Source organism: Nocardia sp. NPDC002869 (assembly GCF_046764065.1).
Lineage (GTDB): Bacteria > Actinomycetota > Actinomycetes > Mycobacteriales > Mycobacteriaceae > Nocardia > Nocardia rhamnosiphila.
The window spans coordinates 1-20,555 of sequence record NZ_JBKOOL010000041.1 but is presented as its reverse complement, the minus strand read 5'-3'; the positions used below and the strand labels follow the sequence as shown (position 1 = coordinate 20,555).

General features: G+C 67.7%; 25 protein-coding genes and 1 pseudogene. 15 read left to right on the top strand and 11 right to left on the bottom strand.

Annotated elements, in window-relative coordinates; genetic code table 11:
- The first annotated feature begins 30 nt into the window (after positions 1–30).
- Positions 31–933: an SGNH/GDSL hydrolase family protein gene (locus ACLML9_RS10685; protein ID WP_411945360.1), complete on the top strand. Its 903-nt coding sequence runs from the start codon at positions 31–33 to the stop codon at positions 931–933.
- Positions 930–2,201, top strand: a complete 1,272-nt coding sequence (locus ACLML9_RS10680; RefSeq protein WP_411945359.1) for an acyltransferase family protein — start codon at positions 930–932, stop codon at positions 2,199–2,201. Before ACLML9_RS10685 ends, ACLML9_RS10680 begins: the two co-directional genes overlap by 4 nt.
- Positions 2,202–2,271: 70 nt before the next feature.
- Here the strand turns inward: ACLML9_RS10680 and ACLML9_RS10675 are convergent, their stop codons facing one another.
- Positions 2,272–2,907, bottom strand: a complete 636-nt coding sequence (locus tag ACLML9_RS10675; protein ID WP_411945358.1) for an AAA family ATPase — start codon at positions 2,905–2,907, stop codon at positions 2,272–2,274.
- A gap of 72 nt (positions 2,908–2,979) precedes the next feature.
- Between ACLML9_RS10675 and ACLML9_RS10670 the strand changes: the two genes are divergently transcribed.
- Genes ACLML9_RS10670 through ACLML9_RS10660 form a run of 3 tightly spaced genes read left to right on the top strand, consistent with a single transcriptional unit; the run spans position 2,980 to position 4,292 of the window.
- Positions 2,980–3,555 carry an AraC family ligand binding domain-containing protein gene (locus ACLML9_RS10670; RefSeq protein ID WP_411945357.1) on the top strand — a complete coding sequence of 192 codons (576 nt, stop codon included), beginning with the start codon at positions 2,980–2,982 and terminating at the stop codon, positions 3,553–3,555.
- Positions 3,513–3,833: a helix-turn-helix domain-containing protein gene (locus ACLML9_RS10665; protein WP_411945356.1), complete on the top strand. Its 321-nt coding sequence runs from the start codon at positions 3,513–3,515 to the stop codon at positions 3,831–3,833. Before ACLML9_RS10670 ends, ACLML9_RS10665 begins: the two co-directional genes overlap by 43 nt.
- Positions 3,834–3,890: 57 nt before the next feature.
- Entirely contained in the window at positions 3,891–4,292 is a 402-nt protein-coding gene (locus ACLML9_RS10660; protein WP_411945355.1) for a LysE family transporter, read from the top strand.
- Positions 4,293–4,804: 512 nt separating this feature from the next.
- Here the strand turns inward: ACLML9_RS10660 and ACLML9_RS10655 are convergent.
- The 3 genes from ACLML9_RS10655 to ACLML9_RS10645 all read right to left on the bottom strand — a co-directional run bounded on the left by ACLML9_RS10655 (position 4,805) and on the right by ACLML9_RS10645 (position 7,058).
- Positions 4,805–6,031: an alpha/beta fold hydrolase gene (locus ACLML9_RS10655; protein ID WP_411945354.1), complete on the bottom strand. Its 1,227-nt coding sequence runs from the start codon at positions 6,029–6,031 to the stop codon at positions 4,805–4,807.
- Positions 6,004–6,444: a hypothetical protein gene (locus ACLML9_RS10650; RefSeq protein WP_411945353.1), complete on the bottom strand. Its 441-nt coding sequence runs from the start codon at positions 6,442–6,444 to the stop codon at positions 6,004–6,006. The genes ACLML9_RS10655 and ACLML9_RS10650 overlap by 28 nt, the downstream gene beginning before the upstream one ends.
- A gap of 80 nt (positions 6,445–6,524) precedes the next feature.
- Positions 6,525–7,058 carry a hypothetical protein gene (locus ACLML9_RS10645; protein ID WP_411945352.1) on the bottom strand — a complete coding sequence of 178 codons (534 nt, stop codon included), beginning with the start codon at positions 7,056–7,058 and terminating at the stop codon, positions 6,525–6,527.
- A 324-nt stretch (positions 7,059–7,382) separates the two neighbouring features.
- Between ACLML9_RS10645 and ACLML9_RS10640 the strand changes: the two genes are divergently transcribed.
- Together ACLML9_RS10640 and ACLML9_RS10635 are read left to right on the top strand one after the other, a co-directional pair.
- Complete coding sequence (locus ACLML9_RS10640; RefSeq protein WP_411945351.1) at positions 7,383–7,823, top strand: DUF2267 domain-containing protein; 441 nt, start codon at positions 7,383–7,385, stop codon at positions 7,821–7,823.
- A gap of 51 nt (positions 7,824–7,874) precedes the next feature.
- Positions 7,875–8,801 (top strand): DUF5996 family protein, encoded by a 927-nt coding sequence (locus ACLML9_RS10635; RefSeq protein ID WP_411945350.1) that lies wholly within the window; start codon positions 7,875–7,877, stop codon positions 8,799–8,801.
- Between the two features lie 112 nt (positions 8,802–8,913).
- On the opposite strand, the gene ACLML9_RS10630 is transcribed toward ACLML9_RS10635, so the two are convergent.
- The 3 genes from ACLML9_RS10630 to ACLML9_RS10620 form a co-directional block, all read right to left on the bottom strand.
- Positions 8,914–9,477 (bottom strand): hypothetical protein, encoded by a 564-nt coding sequence (locus ACLML9_RS10630; RefSeq protein WP_411945349.1) that lies wholly within the window; start codon positions 9,475–9,477, stop codon positions 8,914–8,916.
- A gap of 73 nt (positions 9,478–9,550) precedes the next feature.
- Entirely contained in the window at positions 9,551–9,709 is a 159-nt protein-coding gene (locus ACLML9_RS10625) for a hypothetical protein (RefSeq protein ID WP_411945348.1), read from the bottom strand.
- Between the two features lie 218 nt (positions 9,710–9,927).
- Complete coding sequence (locus ACLML9_RS10620) at positions 9,928–10,050, bottom strand: hypothetical protein (RefSeq protein ID WP_411945347.1); 123 nt, start codon at positions 10,048–10,050, stop codon at positions 9,928–9,930.
- A 240-nt stretch (positions 10,051–10,290) separates the two neighbouring features.
- Between ACLML9_RS10620 and ACLML9_RS10615 the strand changes: the two are divergent.
- Positions 10,291–10,650 (top strand): annotated as a pseudogene (locus tag ACLML9_RS10615) (12-oxophytodienoate reductase); the annotation flags it as partial.
- 82 nt (positions 10,651–10,732) lie between these two features.
- Here ACLML9_RS10615 and ACLML9_RS10610 read toward each other — a convergent pair.
- Positions 10,733–11,173 (bottom strand): DUF6069 family protein, encoded by a 441-nt coding sequence (locus ACLML9_RS10610; protein WP_411945346.1) that lies wholly within the window; start codon positions 11,171–11,173, stop codon positions 10,733–10,735.
- A gap of 163 nt (positions 11,174–11,336) precedes the next feature.
- On the opposite strand from ACLML9_RS10610, the gene ACLML9_RS10605 reads away from it, so the two are divergent.
- Positions 11,337–11,864 (top strand): hypothetical protein, encoded by a 528-nt coding sequence (locus ACLML9_RS10605; RefSeq protein ID WP_411945345.1) that lies wholly within the window; start codon positions 11,337–11,339, stop codon positions 11,862–11,864.
- Between the two features lie 147 nt (positions 11,865–12,011).
- Positions 12,012–12,470, top strand: coding sequence for a nitroreductase/quinone reductase family protein (locus tag ACLML9_RS10600; RefSeq protein WP_411945344.1), 459 nt, complete (start codon positions 12,012–12,014; stop codon positions 12,468–12,470).
- 56 nt (positions 12,471–12,526) lie between these two features.
- Here the strand turns inward: ACLML9_RS10600 and ACLML9_RS10595 are convergent, their stop codons facing one another.
- A complete protein-coding gene (locus ACLML9_RS10595; RefSeq protein ID WP_411945343.1) occupies positions 12,527–12,661 on the bottom strand; it encodes a hypothetical protein in 135 nt (44 codons plus the stop codon).
- 338 nt (positions 12,662–12,999) lie between these two features.
- Here ACLML9_RS10595 and ACLML9_RS10590 point away from each other — a divergent pair, with 338 nt between their 5' ends.
- Both ACLML9_RS10590 and ACLML9_RS10585 read left to right on the top strand, forming a co-directional pair.
- The gene (locus ACLML9_RS10590; protein ID WP_411945342.1) at positions 13,000–13,995 is read left to right on the top strand and encodes an MlaD family protein; all 996 of its coding nucleotides are present in this window, start codon (positions 13,000–13,002) and stop codon (positions 13,993–13,995) included.
- Between the two features lie 94 nt (positions 13,996–14,089).
- Positions 14,090–14,641, top strand: coding sequence for a hypothetical protein (locus ACLML9_RS10585; RefSeq protein ID WP_411945341.1), 552 nt, complete (start codon positions 14,090–14,092; stop codon positions 14,639–14,641).
- Positions 14,642–14,742: 101 nt separating this feature from the next.
- Here the strand turns inward: ACLML9_RS10585 and ACLML9_RS10580 are convergent, their stop codons facing one another.
- Entirely contained in the window at positions 14,743–15,108 is a 366-nt protein-coding gene (locus ACLML9_RS10580; RefSeq protein WP_411945340.1) for a DUF6223 family protein, read from the bottom strand.
- 209 nt (positions 15,109–15,317) lie between these two features.
- Between ACLML9_RS10580 and ACLML9_RS10575 the strand changes: the two genes are divergently transcribed.
- Both ACLML9_RS10575 and ACLML9_RS10570 read left to right on the top strand, forming a co-directional pair.
- Positions 15,318–16,400, top strand: coding sequence for a sensor histidine kinase (locus tag ACLML9_RS10575; protein WP_411945339.1), 1,083 nt, complete (start codon positions 15,318–15,320; stop codon positions 16,398–16,400).
- Complete coding sequence (locus ACLML9_RS10570; RefSeq protein ID WP_411945338.1) at positions 16,397–17,059, top strand: response regulator; 663 nt, start codon at positions 16,397–16,399, stop codon at positions 17,057–17,059. The genes ACLML9_RS10575 and ACLML9_RS10570 overlap by 4 nt, the downstream gene beginning before the upstream one ends.
- Positions 17,060–17,132: 73 nt before the next feature.
- Here ACLML9_RS10570 and ACLML9_RS10565 read toward each other — a convergent pair whose 3' ends face one another.
- Complete coding sequence (locus tag ACLML9_RS10565; protein WP_411945337.1) at positions 17,133–18,131, bottom strand: hypothetical protein; 999 nt, start codon at positions 18,129–18,131, stop codon at positions 17,133–17,135.
- 551 nt (positions 18,132–18,682) lie between these two features.
- On the opposite strand from ACLML9_RS10565, the gene ACLML9_RS10560 reads away from it, so the two are divergent.
- Positions 18,683–20,227 (top strand): acyl-CoA carboxylase subunit beta, encoded by a 1,545-nt coding sequence (locus tag ACLML9_RS10560; RefSeq protein WP_063129566.1) that lies wholly within the window; start codon positions 18,683–18,685, stop codon positions 20,225–20,227.
- Positions 20,228–20,555: the final 328 nt, after the last annotated feature.

Genomic DNA, 20,555 nt, shown 5'->3' with positions numbered 1-20,555 from the left:
TTCCGCAATCTTTTTCGGTATCGCGGTGGAGTGGCCGGCGCCGTGGTGGCGGCCGCACTCACCGTGACCACCATGTACGCACCGGCCGCGGCGGCGCCGGTGGAAAACAATCGGCCCGCGGGAAAATCCCTGGTGGTGCTCGGTGACTCGTTCACCGCGAACTACCCGAAATTCTTCTCGGCGACCAAGGAGTGCCTGCACGCGCCCACCTCATGGCCGAATCGGCTGAGCGAACGGATGGGGGTCGCGGGCACATCGGACTTCGTGGATGTGTCCTGTAGTGGCTCCACGATCTCCACGGGGGACGGCTGGTGGCTGGTGCACGAGGCGGCCGAGGCGGCCAAGCAGCAGGCGTTCGGGCCGGAAACCGAGGTCATCGCTATTCAGACCGGAATGAACGACGTCTGGGCCCGGAACAGTACGGCGACGATGATCACGTCATTGCAGCCCTGTGTGTTCAACCTTGCCGACGGATGCGGGCTGGAGGCGGCCGAACAGGGACGGTTCACCGACTACCGGAACGTCACGGGCCAGGTCTACGCCAACCGCATCCGTGAAGTGATCTCCTATATGCGCTACTACGCGCCGAAGGCTCGGATCACGCTGGTCGGTTACCCGGAACTGTTCCCCGCGGCGCAGGAGCACGTGTGCGTGAACGTACTCGGCGCCGGGCAGGTCGTGCAGCCGAGGGGCCGCGCGGTGACCGAATACCTGGACCGCCTCAACGTCGCGCAACGGGAGGCCGCAGAGCTGCTGAAACTCGAGTTCGTCGATATTCGCCCGGCGACCGCGGGGCACGGGCTGTGCGCGGACGACCCCTGGCTGAACGGTTTCTTCGATCCCGCGGCCGACGTCGCCGGAATGCCGTTCCATCCCTCGGCGCGCGGTGACGAGGTGGCCGCAGAGACGGTGTACGAGCAGGTCCGCCGGTGAGCCTGGCGCCGGCCCGGACCGAGTCCGGGCCGGAGTTCCTCGATGCGGCGGCGGCGCGACCGGCGCTGCCGTCGCTGACAGGGGCGCGCTGGTGGGCGGCGTTCGCCGTATTCCTGCTGCACGCCCTGGTGTTCCTGCCGGTGTATCCGTTCCAGAAATCGGAGTTGTTCCGGCAGATCCATCAGCTGATGCCGATGCAGCTGGGTGCCGCGGGAGTGACCTTCTTCTTCGTCCTGTCCGGGTTCATCATCTATTGGTCGTTCCGGCCGGGCAGCTCGGTGCCGCGGTTCTATTGGCGCCGGGTGTTGAAAATCTACCCGACCCACCTGGTCGCGGCCCTCGCGTTCATCCTGGTGGCGAGCGTTCCTTTGACGCGGATGGTGGTCTGGGCGCCGAACCTCGCGCTGATCCACACCTGGGTGCCGAAGTGGACGACGGTCGGCGGGCTCAATGTGCCGTCCTGGTCGCTGGCCGCGGAAATCCTTTTCTATCTGAGTTTTCCGCTCGCGCTGCCGCTGGTGCGCCGGATCAAGAGCCATCACGTGTGGTGGGCGCTGGCGGGGTTGCTGGTGGCGATCCTGTTGCTGCACACCGCTTACTACCTGTGGGTGCCCGGGCCCAAGGGGATCGCGAATACCTTCGCGCCGCGGCTGATACCGGGTGATGTGTCGCCGTACTTCGAACTGCATGCCGCGCCCATCTGGTTCGAGCAGCCGGATATCCCGGTGGCTCCGTCCTATTGGCTCAGCTACAACTTCCCGCTCTCGCGGCTGCCCGAATTCTTCCTCGGCGTGCTCGCGGCGCGGCTGGTGCTGGAGGGCCGCTGGCGCAACACCCGGCTGGCGCCGCCGATGATCGTGCTGACGATCGCCTACGCGGCGACCTGGGTGGTGCCGCCGAACTACAAGATGTCGGCGCTGCTGCTCGCGCCGATGACGGCCGTGGTGGCCACGCTGGCCGCGCGCGACCTGGCGGGGATCCGCGGGTTCACCGCCTCGCCGCGGATGGTCTGGCTGGGCAATATCTCCTTCGCTTTCTATTTGATCCAGTTCCCGGTGATGGCGCTGATCACCCGGTTGCTCATCGGCGGGAAGCAGTTCGGGCCGTTGGGTTGGCTGGGGTTCGCCGGACTGAGCTTGGTCGTGTCCACAGTGCTGGCGGCGGCCATCTATCACTGGATCGACGACCCGCTGATGCGCAAATTCTCCGGTCGCCGCACCGCGGCGCGGGAGAAGCCGGCCGGATCGACCCCACCAGTGCCCGGGTAGTAGCCGGTATGCCGGAGCCGACTCCGCTGTCGATGAGCGCGTCGACGATCCGGTTGCCCGGACGGTCGACTCACAAACGAGCACTGCGGACTGTGACGGCCATCCGGCGAAGCCTGCTTCGGATCCGGCTATCGGTGTCGGGCGTCAGTGCCACGCCGACCGTGTCGGCGATTCGGTCGACCACCGCCGCCACCGGGGTCGTGTCGGTCCAGATATGGTCGGCGAACTCGGGCTTGCTCAGCTGTTCGAGGCAGAAGTCCAGCCTGTCCACCGCGAACTGTTCCGCACGGAGCAGCAGATCGCCCTGGCCGACTGCGCGCAGGATGGGAGCGAAGCCGAGCCCCCGATCGCGCAGTCGGTCCAGCACTGTTTCCCGGCGGGCCAGCAGCGCGAAGTGGCGCACGTCGTGGCCGGATTCGCGCAACCGGCCGACCGTCTCGTCGAAGTATCGGGGGTCGGCGACGGTCATCGGGGCGATCACCACCCCCTCGTGCTCGCGGAGCACATGGTCCAGTACCTCGAACACGCCTTGCCGCCAGCTCGGATAGTCCTGGAAGTCGGTCCGGAGCTTCGGCGGCATCATCCGGTGCAGGCCGTATCCCACCATTTCCGGGTCGCACACCACACTGCCGGGTAGCCGGCGATGCAGTTCGAACGCGGCCTGTGTCTTTCCCCCGCCGAAGGGACCGTTGATCCAGAGCAGCATGTCCACCAACCTATCCGGGAATGCGCCGGCGCGCGCCACGCAATCGACACACTTCCTTCTAGGCTCGAGCCTGTGGTGCGGGCAGAGTTCTGGCGTAGCGATGCGCTTCCCTTTCTCGAGAGCAGGCGCGCCTGCCCCACCGTGTCGTGCTACAAGCCGCACTCCCACGATGCGGTGTCGATCGGCGCGGTCGACGAAGGGCGCAGCGTGTTCACCGGCGCACCAGAGGGTCCCGTGCAACTCACGGCGAAGAATCTCGTGGTGATCCCCGCCTACCGAGTCCATGCCTGCAACCCCGTCGAAGGCCGGTGGAGCTACCAGATGCTCCATGTGGACGAGGCGTGGCTCGCCGGATCGCTACCCGAGCTCGGTGTGGGGGCCGATCGGCCCGTACGCGTCATCGACGAGCCTGGACGATACGCTGCGTTCTGCCACCTCAACGAGGTGCTGTTCTCCGCCGTCGACCTGCGCGAGAAGAAAGAACTGCTCGTCACTGTTCTCGATGAAATACTGACCGCGCCCGCTCAATCCTCGCCGGCGCCGGAGTCGGTGAGGCGGACCTGGCCATCATCGCCCCGATCCTCGAGCACCTCCGCACCTCCAACATGCAGGTCTCCCTCGGCGATCTGGTCCAGGACACGGGTCTGAGCCGGTTCCAGTTGGTTCGGCGGTTCCGTGATGTCACCGGGCTGCCTCCTCTCGCCTGGCAGATCAACGAGCGCATCATCAGAGCGCGCTCCCGGCTCCGTGCGGGCTGTGGCCTGGCCGAAGTCTCCAACGACCTCGGCTTCGCCGACCACATTTCCACCGGGTCTTCACATCGCGCACCGGGGTCACGCCCGGCGAGTACCGCGCCGGCGCCGCCCGCTGAAACAGTGCCCTGCAACTTCGTTCAAGACACAGCTGCGGCGACGACGGCACAGTGACTCGGTCCGTATACGTCGAGCACAGAGGAAGAATGAATCAATTCGCTGCGGTGGCCGGTGCTCATTTCCTTGCCTTGTTGTCCCCCGGGCCCCGACTTCTTCCTCATCGCACACTCGTCGATGACTGCCGGATGGCGTCGCGCGACAGGGGCGTGTGCGGGCATCGCGGCCGCGAACGCCGTCTTCATCGCTACCGCGTTCGCGGGCCTGTCGATCCTGCGGCCGGGCACCATCACGTTCACCGCTGTCCAGATCGCGGGCGCCGGATTCCTTCATCTACCTCGGCATACGCTTCCTGCGCGCGGCCGGGGCCACGTCGATCCGCTGAGCATCGCCGGCCGGCGCCGGATAGCCGGCACGGGCCGACCACCGCTCCAACGTCCGCCGACGCCGCTGCGCAGCAGACCTGAGGTAACTCCACCCTTCTGCCTCCGCTCGGTCCGACCGCCTCCGTCCTGACCCTCGCGGACGAACCGCGTCAACGGGCTCGGCCGGCAACGCCGGGTCGGGCGGTCACGGTCCCGCCGGGCGCCGTGACCATGGCAGCCGCGGCCGCCACACCCGCCGAGACCCAGAGCAGCACGGAAATCCGACGCCGTCGAGGATGACTCCGCCGAGGAAGGATCCCCGCGCATACTGCCGGTGAAGGCGCCGACAAAGAGACCGGTGACGGCTTCGCGCCGTTCGGGCACGGCGTGGACGGCCCAGATCTGGCTGCAGACCGAGACACCGCCGTTCGGTGGACGGGCCGGCGCCCTGGTATTGGCGGGATGTGCACTTCCCGCGCTTCACACCGCTCGGGAAACAGATTGCGGGTACGGTCCGCGTGGCGACCCTTCAGGAGGGGATGACTCTGGCCGCGACCGGCCGGTATACGATGTTGACCTGCCGTCCGGTGGCCGAGCGCAACCAGCGCGCCGACCTGCGGTATGTGCGAGTCACCGGATTCGACGAGGAGTCCAGAATGGCGCTCATCTGGCGTTCCGCGCAGCGCCCCGCACACTTGACGAAGCTGGCGGCATTACTGGGCGCACTCCCCGATATCGCGGAATCGACGGGGCAGCGCGCCTGAAGCCGACGATCGCTGTGCCGTCACCGGCCGGGATGGCCGGCGAGGAATTCCTCGATATCGGCGGCGATCCGTTCCGGTTGTTCACCGTTGATCGCGTGGGATGCGCCGGGGTAGCCTGCACCGTGCCGTGGCGCAGATTCTCCCGGGCGGTCCGGGCGGCCCTACCGCTGTCGTGCATGGGCGAGTCGCCGGCGATAATCGCCAGCACCGGCATCTCCAAGGCGCGGAGCCGCTCCGGGCCGATCAGTTTCGGCGTCGGTAGTTTCATTGTGCACGAGGGCATTCCGGCCTCGATCATCCGGGCGATCGGAACGTCCTCGACCGGTGCGCCACCGGCGCTCCAGCTGTTGAAACTGTCCCGCCACGACTTCGGGAACCAGCTCACACTCGCCGGAAGCGACCGCACCAGCAACTCTGTGGAGAGCCCGGCGAATGTCTGCACCGGCTCGACCAGGATCAGGCTCGCGACCTTTTCGGGTTCGTGGACGGCGAGGTTGACCGCGGTCCAGCCGCCGATCGAGAGTCCGAGCAGGTGGAATTCCGGTTCGGGCAGCGCGAGCAGGACTTCCTCCAGCCAGCGGGCTTGGTCGCCGTGGGTTTCGATCGGACGGTCCTGCACGCTCATTCCGGGTTCACCCAGCAGGTCCAGCGCGTACACCGCACGCTGAGCGAGCAGGCCCGGCATATTGTCGGCGAATACAGGTGCGCCCGATCGTGTGCCGGGAAGCAGAAGGAACGGTTCCCGTCCGCCGGCCCCGGCCGGGCCGACGTAGCGGTATACCCGCACGATTCCGTAGCTCGTCCGCACGTCGAGAACGCGCTCCGGTTCGGGCATCTCCCGCATCGCCGCGTTGTACGCATCCAGATAGCGGGCCTTGTCGCCGGCCGAGTCGAAATGGCCCACCGGCGCGGTGTCCCGCAGGATGAGCCACGCCAGAATCGTCACGGCGACGAGGAGGGCGACGACCAGCATTACCCTGCGGAACCGCGACCGTGGCCGGCCGGTCCGCCGGGCTCCCTCGTCACCGGCTGCTCCGGCAGTGGGTTCCGCGTCGCGGCCGGGTTCGTCTCCGGCACGCCCCTTGGAGGCTTCCGCGGTCACTCCTGCTGTGCGACGAGTAGACATCGGTCGAGGAAATCCTTTGTTTTCTGGTGCAGCACACGGTCTTCCGGTGGCCAGCTGTGATCGGACCGTTCCATCGCGCGGTACAGTTCGCCGGTTCCGGCGGGTTGATCCCGGAGCGCGTACTCCGTGGTCGCCTTCCATTCCCGGCCGAGGCGACGACCCGAGCGCGAATCGGCCGGCTCCTCGTTTTCCACCAGCAGGAGCGCCTGGACCGCCTGTGCCTTCCAGTTGAAGTAGGTGGTGATCACCCGCTCCACATCGATCTCGAGGCCGGCAGGTGCGGGCGCACCCGGATTTCGCACACCGGGGTGGCGCAGCAGGGTGCGGTCGAGGCTCATGGTGGCGGCCACGACCCCGGCCGGCACCCGGGCGTCCGGACGCTCCCGCAATACCTGCGTCACCGCGGCCAGCACGGTCCGCTGACACCTTCGTGCCGGGACCCCTGTCGGACAACGGACCGTCTATCGATCGCCCGAGGTCGGCATCGGCGCGGTCAGGGGATGAATACTTCGGCTGTCGCCGGAACGCTCGGACGGTCGGTGCGCACGGTGAGCGCGACCCGCCCCGGGCCGGAGTCCACGTGCACGTAGAACGGCCGGGAACTCGTATTGCCGGCGGGGATGAATTGGCTCACCGAGCCGCTCCGGCCGGTGTCGAGGTTACGCCAGTCGACAATCGCCGTGACATCACAGGCCAGGATGGTCGGCGCCCAATTGCCCAGCGGGGAGAAGCCCTGCGTGATCCGCAGTTCTATGGAATGAGCAGTTCCCGGAAAGACGTGGTACCGGTCCAGGGGGCCGTCGTAGGCGACTCCGGCGGCACTCAACATGCCGACGCAGATACCGTTGCCCACCGTCCAGGCCGGGGCGGTCCGGACCTCTGTCATGGCGCATGTACGGGGTCCGACATTCGACACCCCGAGCTGGCAGGGGTCGGCCGCGGCGGCTACGCCCGGCGCTGTCACGGCCATCGCTGCACCGACGAGTCCGGTCGCTGCTGTCGTGGCCAATTTCCGTGCGATCGTCATGCACAGATGATCGGGCATCGCCTCGCCTTCATTACGTTTCGCTCCGTCACGGGCGGGTCGATTCTCATACGGATCGCTCGCCGGCCTCGATTCCGGTTCGCCCGTAACGAAGCGGCGGCTGCCGACCGGAGGTTCCCGTGGCACCGGGTTTCGTGCCGCGATCGTAGCGGCGCCCGTCTCCCGATCTCGTGGAAGTCGCCGCCGCGATGCTGTCTCCGGGCAGCCGTGGAGACCGAATCGAGCCTGCTGTTCACGCTGGTAACACCGTAGAATCAGGCTATCGAACCGCGCATCGGTCCGGCCACTCGGAAGGCAGGTGCAGCAATGACGCATCACAATGATCCCCTTGCCGCCGGCATGCACACCGCCCACGCCTGGTTGCGGGCCGTCGCCGACGATCTGGGGACCGAAGATCTCACCTTCGCACTGCGTGCGCTGCGCGCATGGATGCACACCGTCCGGGACCGGATAGGTGTGCCCAATTCCGCCCATCTCACCGCCCAACTGCCCGATTTCCTGCGCGGTATCTGGTACGAGGGATGGGTACCGAGCCGGGTACCGGGCAACCACGGCGTCGCCGAATTCACCGACGAGTTCGCGGAGCGCGCCGGGATCTCGGCGGGCGATGTCTCGTTCACCGCCGGCTGCGTCACCTCCGCGCTGGACCGGATGATGTCGCCCGGCCAGCTGGATCATGTGTTCGCCGTGTTCCCGGATCGCCTCGGTATCGTGCTGCGCGGTGAGCGGCCGATGGCCGAAGCCTGACGCACGCCGCCCGCCCCGATCCCCCGGATCCACCGAGCCGAAGGGACGGATATGCGCACCACATCGAACGAGATCTGGCCGGCCCTGCGGGTGGACGACTGGGCCGATACCCGCGACACCCTGCACATGTGGACGCAGATCGTCGGCAAACTCCGGCTGGCCCGCGCCCCGATGGTCAATCACTGGTGGCAGGTGACCCTCTATATCTCCGCGCGCGGTTTGACCACCTCGGCGATCCCCTACGACCGCGGGACGTTCGATATCGAATTCGACTTCATCGACCACCAGCTACTCATCCGGTCCTGCACCGGCGCGCGGCACCGGATCAATCTGGAGCCCCAGACCGTGGCCGCGTTCTACGAAGAAGTGATGGGCGCGCTGCACGCGCTGCATATCGACATCACGATCCTGGCCCGACCGGTGGAAGTGGAACGCGCGATTCCGTTCGACGAGGACACCACGCATGCCGCCTACAACCGGGACCACGCCAATACGTTCTGGCGCCAGCTGGTGGCCGCCGACCGCGTCCTGAACCGGTTCCGCGGGGAGTTCTCCGGCAAGGCCAGCCCCGTGCATTTCTTCTGGGGTGCGATGGACCTGGCCTATACCCGCTTCTCCGGGCGCACCGCCCCACCACATCCGGGTGGCGCCCCGAACTGCGCCGACTGGGTCATGGTCGAAGGCTATTCACACGAGCTGGCCAGTACCGGCTTCTGGCCCGGTGGCTCGGCCGAGGGCAGTTTCTACGCCTATGCCTATCCGGAGCCCGACGGGTACGCGGACACCCCGATCCGGCCGCAGGCAGGCTACTACGACGCCGCCGTCCACGAGTTCCTGCTGCCGTACGAGGCCGTGCGCACCGCCGACGATCCCGAAGCCACCCTGCTGGAGTTCCTCCGGTCCACCTACGATGCCGCAGCCGACACCGCCGGCTGGGACCGTGAGCACCTGGATACGGTCACGCCCCGCACGCGGTGACCCCGGCATCCGCCGCGGCGCGGCGAGCGTTATGAGGCATCGATCCCGCCCGCGGATCGGCGCCACCCGAGACCGATCGGCGGCTGCTGGTCGCGGCGGCGGGCCACCTGGGTCAGCTCATCGCGCCTCCCTCGCTCCGGCACCGATCGGCGACCGACCGTGCCGCGTCGCCGACCGGGGTATCGGCGACCAGAACGAGGGATGAAGTGCCGAGATCGTGCAGGCCGTTGATCGAGCATTCATAGCCGATCCGGTGCGCTACTTCGCGAACCCACCGGATCGCGCGTGTTCGCTCGGCCGAGGAGGTGCGCCCGGCATCACACACAATGAGGAGGCGGCGGGCGGCGAGGGCGGTCGCCGTCGCGGTCGCCTTCTGGCACAACCGATTTTCGTGAATTCGCGCCCGCACCGCCCGGCGGAGCAACCGGAGGCCCACTCGGCCGCCGCGCGACCCGCCGAACAGGTAATTCACCATCGGCCGGTCGAGGACGACGAGGACGACCGCTTCGGAGCCGACCCGGATGCCGGCGGTGACCGGCTGCGCGGGCGCCGGGGCCCGCGCATCCGAGCACGCCCGCGAGACAGGCGAGGGGCCGGTATGGCTCGCCGGGATCCCACCGCGGTGGAACTCCGCGAAGATCGCGTCCACCAGGTGGGTCGGCGGGCGGGCGCACATCGGTGACCGGCCGGCCTCCTGATCCGGGAACGGGCGGAACGTGCTGCGCCGAGGCCGCGCATACGCCCTGCTCCTAGGGTTCCTTTTCGTCGCGATCATGGTTGTCGTGCCCGTCTTTGTGCGCGAGAGGCGTCCGGGCGTCGACGAGCGCCTCGATACGCGCCTTGATCTCGGCGGTGCCGAAATTCGACTCCCGCTCGTTTCTTCGGTCCGCTATTCCTGGTGCAGTCATGGTTACTCCCGAAATATAAAATTGCACGGCTCATCGCCGTGAACTGTTACACGTCCGCCCGGTGACAGAAATTATCCGAAAAGAATACGGATACGAGCGACGACGGAAAATCAACCGTGTCGCGTTACCATTCGACGGAGGAAGAGCCGATAAGGCTTCCGGTCCGAATCCTATCCACTACCAGGATGGGCAGAACCTCCGTCGACGTGAGAACCGTTTCAGCGCTTCTTCTTTCGTACGATCACACTCGACGACTCCTGCTGCTCACGCTTCACTGCCCGGCGCTGCTCCAGGGTCGACGAGGGTTTTTTCAGCGATTTCCCGCGCGATTTATCAGCCACTGTCGCTCCTTTTCCGAAGTTCCATCCGACCGACCTCGACCATACGTCAGAAAAAATAAAAAGCCAGTCCGGTGGGACCCACTGTCGCCGGGCTCCTCGGCCGCCGGACTCGCAGCGCCACCGACCGGCCCGAGGGCGCCACGTCACTCGCCGGCCGAGACCGGGAATCGAGCGGTGTGTGTGGGAGGGGACTGCGCGGCGGGGAGCTGCAGTGCGTGGGCCGAGCCCGATCCCGGTTCCGTGTCGTACCCGTCTGCACGCGTCCACCCGGAGGCCTGGGAACCGGCCTTCCCCGAATTGTCCGGCACGGATGGCGAGCTGGGGCTGGCCGGGTAGAACAAGAAGGTCACCGGGCTGCCTACGATCACCGTCGGTTCGGTCGGTCTCGACGAGGTGTTCACCACCTCCTTCACCGGTAGGGGAGATTCCGGCAGCACCGGTATCGATCGACTCCTGGAACAGCACGCACACGGCGAATCCGATCTCGTCGCACTCGGCCGGGCCCTGCTCGCCGACCCGGAGTGGGTCCGGAAGCTTCGCGAAGGCCGCAGCGACGAACACATCGCCTACCGGCAGGAACACCAGAGAACGCTGACGTAGGACGCGCACGCGGTGCCGTGGACCGCACCGGCGAGAGAAAGGCCTGCATCCAAGGGATACAGGCTCTTCTCGTCCGCGCATGTCACCCGTGGATCAGCTTGCGGCGCAGTCCCTCGGTGGCGACGACAAGGGCGGGGACCAGGGTCAGGTGCGTGATCGACAGCGCGACCGTGGAGGCGGTGTCGAAGTCGGCATTCACGGTCATGCCGATGGTGGCGACGGCGAGCACCGAACCGATCACCGCGGCGACGCGCAGCACACCGATCCACTTGTAGGACAGCAGTACGGCCGCGCCGAGCCCGATCAGCATCGGGAGCACGGTCATCATGATGATGCCGCCGGGGGCGACACTCTGTACCCGGCCCGCGTCGGTCATCTCGAATGTGCCACCGGCGGCCGCACCGATCAGCCAGACGACGAGGTTGGCCACGAGAGCGGCGCCGATCGCGCCGAAGAGGGCGACGGGACGATTCAGTGCGGGGATACGGGCGGCGGTGCCGGCGAGTGTGGTCGCGATGCTCATGATGATCTCCTGAAGCTGTGAAGTTCGCGTGAGACCATCGTGAAACCTAAACAAATATTTAGGTCAATGTCGTCGGTCCGTAGCGTGTCCCAGATCACTCAGCGTATGGCTCCGACCCGGCAATCGGCAGCGGCGGGCCGGTGCACCGGCCCGGGAGACGGTGATGTCGCGATCCCGCCAGCGCCGGGACCTGACACTTCATGCTATTCCGGCAGCCCGGCTCGCCGGCGCCTGGGCCGACCGGGTGGGCGCCACGAGCGTCGTTCTGGCGGGGCCGGCGCTGGCCGGAGCGGCCGCGACCGTCGCGGCATTCACCCTCACCGACACCCTCGTGACACTGGTCTGCCTGGCGCTTTTCGATGCGGGTCTCTTCGCCGCGCAGGTGGCGAATCAGAGCACCGTACTATCGATCGACCCGGCCGCTCCGGCGCGGTTCAACAGCGCGTACATGCTGGTGTACTTCGTCGGCGGAAGCCTCGGGTCCGCCGCCGGCGCGGCAGCCGTCGACCGGTTCGGCTGGGCGGCAACGGCTTCACTCGCCGCGGCAGCCGTCGGGATCGCCGCCACGATCGTCGTGATCACGTCTGTGCGACATTCCCGGGCGACCGGCGGATATCCGGTGACTCGGACCGGTCGTCTCGGCGGTGCCGACGCACCCGGACCGACCGACACCCGGCCGGTTAGACCGTGACGGGCCGGTTGATCCCATCGATGGCCCGATCCACCCGAGTACTCCCGCAGGACCCGGCCGGGATGCATTCGAGAATCGGAGCCCGGTGCGTAGCACCGAACCGTTTCCGGCCGGACGCGGAAGAGCGCGGCGACTAATATTCCGGAGATGTCGTTGCCGAATGATATGCGTGCGTTCAATCGGTCCGTGGTCGAGAATTTCCGCGCCGAGGGCGGGAAGATCACGATGGAGGGGATGCTGAAGGGGTCCGACCTCGTTCTACTGACCACAGTCGGCCGGAGTAGCGGGCGGCAACATATCGTGCCGCTCGGGTACCTGACCGACGGTGACGATCGAATCGTGTTGTGGGCGTCCAATATGGCCGCGGCCGAACACCCGGCGTGGTACCGGAATCTGGTCGCCGAGCCGCAGGTCATCGTGGAGCGGCCCACCCCGGCGGGTATCGATCTGTTCACCGGTACCGCGCACACCGCCGCGGGGTCCGAACGGGAGCGGCTGTTCGCGGTGCTGGCCGACCGGTTCCCGCATATGGCCGCGCATCAGCAGCAGACCGAACGGGAGATTCCGCTCGTGGTGGTGGAACGGGTCTCGGGCCGCGCCGATTAGCGTGTCGCGTCGTCCGGGCGAACATGGTCACTGCCCGGTGCGGGGTCCGACAGCTGTCACGTGGCGGCGAATGTGGGCAGGGTGAGCGCCGAATGCGCAGCCCGGCCCGCAGCCGCGGGTAGCGACACGAGCTCGCGCAGCCGGAAGGTGACCCGGCGCGTATCGATACGCGCGGCTCGGAGCTGCGGCAATACGCGATTCGTCGATGACCTCACCGCGCACCAGAAGGTCGTCGAGGACGGCCCGTAGCCATCGGTCCTTCCGGCCGGCCGGCTCGCGCCGAGAGCTTTTCGGCGGCAGCCGATCTCGCTTCACCGAGAAATGCTCGCCATGATTCTGGACCTGGGTCTGCCGGCGGTCGTGCCATAGGGTTCGGTCGCCCCTGCCTGTCACCGGCCACCGCAACCGCGGGACCGCCTCGTCGTCGCGGCGTCCCCGGTCGCCGGCCGACCGGCCCGAGCGCAGCTCGAATCGTCGCCGGCACCGCGCCGCACATCGTATGGCCGGCCGACCTCCCAGAAGGAGTCCGATGTCCTCCGTGCGTGGCCCCGCGATCGGGTTGTCCGTCTTCGGTGTTGTCGCAGTGTGTTGCCTGAGCCTGGTCATGACCACCGCGCGTGGACCGGCCACCGAGGCCGACACCGAATACGCGGCGGTCTTCACCGATATCTCCGGGCTCACCGCCGGTAGCGATGTGCAGCTGGCCGGAGCCCGGATCGGAACCGTCACCACGATCGATGCCGCCGACGATGCCACGGCCCGCGTGGAATTCACCCTGGGCCACGACCGGCCGGTCCTGGATACCACGCACGCCGCGGTCCGCTATCAGAGCTTGCTCGGACAGTACTACCTGGAGCTGTTCGAGTCCGGCCCCGGAGGGACCGTGCTCGCCTCCGGGGCAACGATTCCGCGCGAGCGGACCGCGCCCGGGGTCGACATATCGCGGCTGTTCGACGGATTCCGACCATTGTTCACCGCGCTCGACTTCGAAGAACTGGGCCGGGTGGCGGAGAACGTGGGCCGGGTCCTCCAGGGCGACGGCGCGGGTATCGGACCGGTACTGACGGCGCTGGGCGATCTGCTCCGGTACGCGACGAACGAGCACGCGGCCGTGGCGGTGTTCATTCACAATCTGGGGAAGATCGCCACCGAGTTCGGCGGTATCGCCGAGCAGGTCGGCGTACTCATCGAGGGGATCGCCGCCCTGGTAGGCCTGTTCGACGACGCCGCGAAACTGGTGAACTCGCTGTTCACGGAGGATTCGAGCCTCGATTCGGAGGGCGGGCTCCTCGCCGGGCCGGAATCTCTTCCCGAAGACGCCTACCCGGCCCTGCACGAGCAGTTACGCGTACTCGCTTCTCGCCCCGACCAGCTCGTGGAGGTCCTGTCACTGAAGCCGGAACTGATCAACGGCCTGAACTCGGGCCATCCGGGAGGAAGCGCGGAATCCGCGGCCACCTGTTCGACCTGGCCGTTGGCTCCGGCCGGCCTCGCCGGAACGCGGCAACGGGCGGTGTGCCGATGAAGCGCACCCGACCGGGCGGGATCGCATTCAGGCCCTCCCCCATCGGCGAATACCTCTACCGCAGCAGCACTCCTGTAGTCAGTGAGGACCTCAGGTGAGCGATACCACAGAGCCCGGCGAACAGCGGAAGCTCGAGGAACAGCGCGCACCCGGTTCGCTGGCCACCGTATCGGTGTGGGGACTCGCCGCGGTCGCGTTCGTCGTCCTGGCGGCACTTCTCGGCTGGCGCTGGTACGCCGCCCAGCATGAGCTCGACGACCTGCGCGCCCGCATCACCGATCGCGACCGGGTGGCCGCCGTCGCCGCCGACTACACGAAACGTTCGCTGACCTATGACTTCCGCAGCCTCGACGCTTTCTTCGCCGGAGTCCGGCAGGGAACAACCGTCGCGTTCGCCCACCGCTACGACACCGTCGGCGACACACTCGCGAAGGTGATGACCGAGGCCGAGGTCGTCGCCCAGGGCGAGGTCGTGAGCACCGCGGTCGACGCCGTCGACGCGGACAACTACATCGTCACCGTTTTCGCTACCCAGCAGACCCGTAACGTCCGGCATCCGGAACCGGTCGGCGCCCCCACCCTGGTGACCGTCGGTGTGCAGCGCGTCGGCGACGAATGGCTTGTCGCCGACTACCGCCCGCGATGAGGACGCCGGGATGCCGGTGCCCCACGTGACATCTGTGCGGAGGTGCTCGGGATCACCTCGAATCGCGGCCGGGCGCGACCAGAACCTCGCCCGCTACCTCCTCATCCGTCGTTCCCGGAGGTGGCCGGCGAGAGCCGAATCCGCCACAGCGCGAACGCACCGAGGACCGCGGCGACCGATCCGATGGCCAGTGCGAGGAAGCCGCCGACGATCCCGTATCCGGTGCCCGGTCCGCCCTCGGCGGCGAGGACGACCAGCGCGCCGAGTATCAGACCGGCCACCCCGGCCACCAGTGCGGCGACCGCCGAGCGGTGTCCGGCGCGGCGGGCGACGGCGCGGGCGCCGATCACCGCACCCGCGAGTCCCACCGCCACACCCACCAGGGACCAGAAACGCCCGGCGGTCAGCCCGGAGGCGTCCGACTGCGCCAGGATCTCCGAGGTGACGAGTAGCTGACGAACGGACATGACGTCCTCCCTAAGTTTGTAGGTGTCCTTCTCCGACGACTGTTATGTGGCTATCGTCGCCGCCGAGTCCGCCTCCGGTCGTCGTGCGAACGGAGGCATTCCGATTGCCGCCGGTGGCGTAGGTAGCGGCGGGAGTACTGCGTCCGCAGTAGCCGGCGATCATCCCCGTGCACGACTTCCCCGCGCGCACATCGGGCTAGGGTGCAGCAATGGAAAGGCTCCGGAACTGGGCGGTCGCCGCGGGTATCGCGGTGTTCCAGCTGATCTCCGGTTTGTCCGGGCCGCCGGTCGGCTGGGTGCTGCTGGTCGTCGGCGGGCTGGCGCCGGCCGCGGCCGGCCGGGCGCCGGTCGCCGTGCTGGCCGTGACGGGGTCGACCGCGCTGGCGTATCAGGCCCTCGGGGTGGATGTACCCGCGGTCGCGTTCCTGGTCGCCGTGTACGCGGCGGTCCGCGCCGGGCGCTGGGTGGCGGCCGCGGCGGGGTCGGTGGTCATGGTGGCGGCCATGCCCTTGGCGCTGCTGGTTTCGCCGCGCGGACTACTGGTGAGCGAAGCGCTCATGGAGTCCCGGGACGTGCTGCAGTTGGCGTGGCTGGTCGCCGCGGGCGCGGCGGGCGAAGCATTGCGGCAGGCCGAGCGGCGCGCCGACGAAGCCGAACGTACCCGGGAGGAGACCGCGCGGCGCCGGGCCGACGAAGAGCGGTTGCATATCGCACGGGAGCTGCACGATTCCCTGACCCACCAGATCTCGGTGATCAAAGTGCAGGCCGAGGTAGCCGTCCACTCGGCCCGACGGCGCGGCGAGCAGGTGCCCGACGCGCTGTCGGCGATCCTGGAGGCCGGGCGTGAGGCATCCCGGGAGCTGCGGGCCACCCTGGCGGTCCTGCGGGACGACCGCCCACCGTCGTACGGACTGGATCATGTCGCGGAGCTGGTGGACCGGGTCCGCACCACCGGACTGGATGCGACATTGACGGTTGCCGGGCGGCCCGACGCCCTACCGGTGGCCGTGGACCGGACCGCGTACCGGATCGTCCAGGAGTCGCTGACCAACATCACCCGGCACTCAGCCGCCGGGACCGCGACGGTCCGGATCGATTACCGCCCGGACGCTGTGGTGATCCGGGTGGACGACGACGGTCGAGCCACCCCGGACATCAGTTCCGAGCCGGGTGTGGGACTGCTCGGGATGCGCGAACGGGTCACCGCCCTCGGCGGCCGGTTACACGCCGCGCCCCGCAGCGAGGGCGGGTTCACCGTCCGGGCCGAACTGCCCGTGGAGCGGACGCCGTGATCCGTGTTCTGCTGGTCGACGACCAGCCGCTGATCCGCAGCGGTTTCCGGGCACTGCTCGAACTGGAAGACGATATCGAGGTCGTGGCCGAGGCAGCCGATGGCGCACGAGGCGTCGAGCTGGCCCGCGAACACCGGCCCGATATCGCACTGGTGGATATCCAGATGCCGGTCGTGGACGGCATCGAGGCGACCCGGCGTATCGCCGCGGACCCGGCCCTGGCCGGAGTGCACGTGGTGATCCTGACCAACTACGGTCTCGACGAGCACGTCTTCGACGCCCTGCGCGCGGGCGCGGCCGGATTCCTGGTCAAGGACATCCACCCGGAGGACTTCCTGCACGCCGTCCGGGTCGCGGCCCGCGGCGACGCGCTGCTCGCGCCGTCGATCACGCGCAAGCTGATCGACCGGTACGTCAGCCGGCCGCCGGCCCCGGACGTGATCGCCGGAACGACCGAACTGACCGCCCGTGAACGGGAAGTGGTCGTCCTCGTCGCACGCGGCCTTTCGAACAATGAGATAGCCGCCCACCTGGTGATCAGCCCGCTGACCGCCAAAACCCACGTCAACCGGGCCATGACCAAACTGCACGCCCGCGACCGGGCCCAATTGGTGGTCCTGGCCTACGAATCCGGCCTCGTCGTCCCACGCCGGGCGTGATCCGCCCTCCCCCACCCCCACGAACGTGCGGCACCACCCGGCCGGGCGCCCCCGGATCGTGCTCGACGGCGGACTATCCGGCCGAATCGATCAGCAGGTGTTCCATACCGTTCGCCTCATCGGAGTACTTGTGAAGTCCGACGACCGCCACGAAATCGTGGTCGCCGACACTGCGCTGCAACGGGCTCCAATTGTCGGCGAGATACCGGCCCGCGCCCGCGGTGCCGCGCCGGCCCAGTCCCCCGCAGTACACCCAGTATCGACCGGGGTGCAGATCGGGGCTCGGCCGGACTCGCGCGATGATCCCGACATCGACGACGTCGTGCGCGTCGAAGCGGCGTCCGTCGCTGAGTTCCACGCGCCGCGGGTAGAAACTGCCGCCGGTCACGCGGTCGTCGACGGTGAACAGCGGGCGTTCGGCGATTTCGGCGTATCTGCGGATACAGTCGTTGCCGCCCAGCCCGAAACTGATGAAGGGCCGGTCGTAGGGCGCGGCGATGTCGCGGTCACTCCGTATCCGGACCGGAAAACGTGTATGCCGCTGCAGCAGATCGAAAACGTACAGCAGACCGCGGAGGTCGCTCTCCAGGACGACCAGCGTTTCCGCGGGCTGCCGGGCCGCGTGGGCACCCTCCTTCCTGCCGAAAAGACTCCGGCGCGCGAACCCCGGCGTTCGCCGGTCGTCCACCGGCTCGGTCGACTCGAACGAGGGGTGCACGAGAAGCGCTCCGCCCGTGATCATTTCGGCACCGAAAAATGCCTCGAGTACGGCATCGACGTCGGCGGCACCCGCGGCCCGGGGCCGGTCGGGGGCCGGGGACGACCCGGCGATCCGGAACAATCCTTCGACCGTCCAGCCGGGGAACATCTTCTCCAGGACCCGGCAGTGATAGTCGCGGGGTAACCCGATCATGCGACCGGAGAGCCACTGGTAGTACTGGGCTTTGGCCGGCCCGTGCCCCGGGGGGATGGGCGGGTCGAGCTGGGCCGCGCACCTGTCGTACGCGGCCAAGAAGTCCGGATGGCTCTTCAGATGCCGTTCGGCCAGCAGGACCTTCAACACGGTTGCCAACGAAAACCCCCTTACCCCGGCAGTCTCCGTCCACTGTGCCGGAGACTCGAGCACCGCCGGTTCGACGACGGCGAGGCCGGGCCGCCGACCGCACCTGCCGACGACCCGGCTCCCTCAGGTATCACATACAGGTGTAGCCGAGGCCGTTACTACTTCGACCCGAGCCCGTGATGGTCACGCTCGCGCCCCCGGTCGCGGGGCCGGAGGTCGGGACAGAGATGTGATGGTGGGCATGGTGCCTGCTTCCTTGTTTCCGAGGTGATGTCCTTCGCTGTACCGAGTGATCTACTCGAGCTCTCATAGCCGCCCGCTCTTACATTAGGCGCCAGGACCTGTTGCCGGGCAATGCATCTCACGTTCCGTTTTCGTCCGTTTTCGTCCGTTTTCGAATGGCCGGCGAGGCGGCGGGAGCACCGCGGCGCCACCCGCTCCCACCGCGCGAACCGATATCGGTGAGAGCTCACAAACCCGCACCGGAGAGAGTCCGGGTACGGTGACATCCACCCCCGATCACGGTGCGGTATTCCTGCTGAGAAACGAGGATGTGCTCGATGACATCTACCGCCGAAAAACTGGCCGACCTGCGTAAGAAGCTGGAGCTCGCGCAGGAGCCGGCCGGAGAGGCGGGAGCCGCCAAACGAGCACGTAAGGGCATACCGTCCGCCCGCGACCGCATCGAGATGCTGCTGGATCCGGGCACCTTTGTGGAGATCGGTGCTCTCGTGCGAAATCCGGCCGACAAGGACGCCCTCTACGGCGACGGGGTGGTCACCGGACGAGGCCTGGTGGACGGCCGGCCGGTCGCGGTGTTCTCCCATGACCAGACCGTGTACGGCGGCACCATCGGCGAGATGTTCGGCCGCAAGGTCGCCGCGATCATGGACCTGGCGGGGCGGATGGGCTGTCCGCTGGTCGGGATCAACGATTCGGGAGGCGCGCGCGTCCAGGAGGCCGTCACGTCGCTGCGCTGGTACGGCGAGTTGGCGACCAAGATGGAACCGCTCTCGGGTGCGGTACCGATGGTCTCGCTGATCCTGGGCAACTGCGCGGCCGGCGCGGTCTACCAGCCGATCTGCACCGATGTCGTGGTCGCCACGAAGAGCGCGCACATGTTCGTCACCGGGCCCAAGATCATCGAGGACGCCATCGGCGAGAAGGTGGACATGGAGGAGCTGGGCGGTGCCTACAACCAGGCCGCCTACGGCAATATCCACCATGTGGCCGAGGACGAGGCGGCCGCCTTCGCGTGGGTTCGCAACTACCTGAGCTACCTGCCGTCGAGCGCTGTCGAACTGCCGCCGATCGTCAATCCCGGACTCGAGCCGGAGGTCACCGAATCCGATCTGGCGCTGAACACCCTGGTCCCCGACTCGGACAACGCGGTCTACGATATGCACGACGTGCTGCTGCGCATCTTCGACGACGGCGAGTTCCACGAGATCGGCGCGGCCGCCACCAAGAACCTGATCACCGGTTTCGCCCGCGTCGACGGTCACCCGGTGGGTGTGGTCGCCAATCAGCCGACCGTGCTGGCGGGCGCGCTCGACGCCAAGGCCGGCGACAAGGCCGCGCATTTCATCCACATCTGCAATGCCTTCGAGATCCCACTGGTGCTGGTGGTCGACACCCCCGGCTTCCTGCCCGGCGTGGAACAGGAGAAGGTGGGCGTCATCAAACGCGGCGGCCGCTTCCTGTTCGCCTACGTGGAGGCCACCGTCCCCAAGGTGACCGTGGTGGTCCGCAAGGCCTACGGCGGCGGGTGGGCGGTCATGGGCGCCAAAGCTCTCGGCTGCGATATCTACCTGGCCTGGCCCACCGCGCGCATCGCGGTCATGGGGGCCGAGAGCGCGGTGGGCCTGACCCAGCGCAAGGTCCTCGACGCGACCCCCGAAGACCAGCGCGCCGCGCTGCGGCAGCAGATGATCGACTTCTACAACGCGACCGTCGCGACCCCCTGGATCGCGGCCGAACGCGGCTACATCGATAGCGTGATCGAGCCGTCGGCCACCCGGCTGGAACTCCGGCGCGCCCTGCATCTGCTCCGCGACAAGAAGGTGATCCGCTACCCGCGCAAGCATCACCTGCTGCCGCTGTGAACAGGCGGTGGCGCCGGGCAGCACCGCCAATGTAACGAACAGGCATCGGCGAACGAAAGACGCAGCAGCGCACGCATTCCAGCGCGGCGCGTGGAATTCGGAAGACGATCCGTACGCGGATGCCGTTCGATGACCGGGACCGACAACCGAGAAAGATAGATATGCCTGGCTTCCTGAAATACATCCTGTGGCTCAACATGCTGGGCATGCTGTCCGGTGCCTACTACTGATCCGGCCACGATAGGCCGGATCCGGTGGCGGATTCCCTCGACAGCGAGTAGATGACGATCCATCGGCCCGGTCGGCGGATCACCATCGCGCCGGCGCC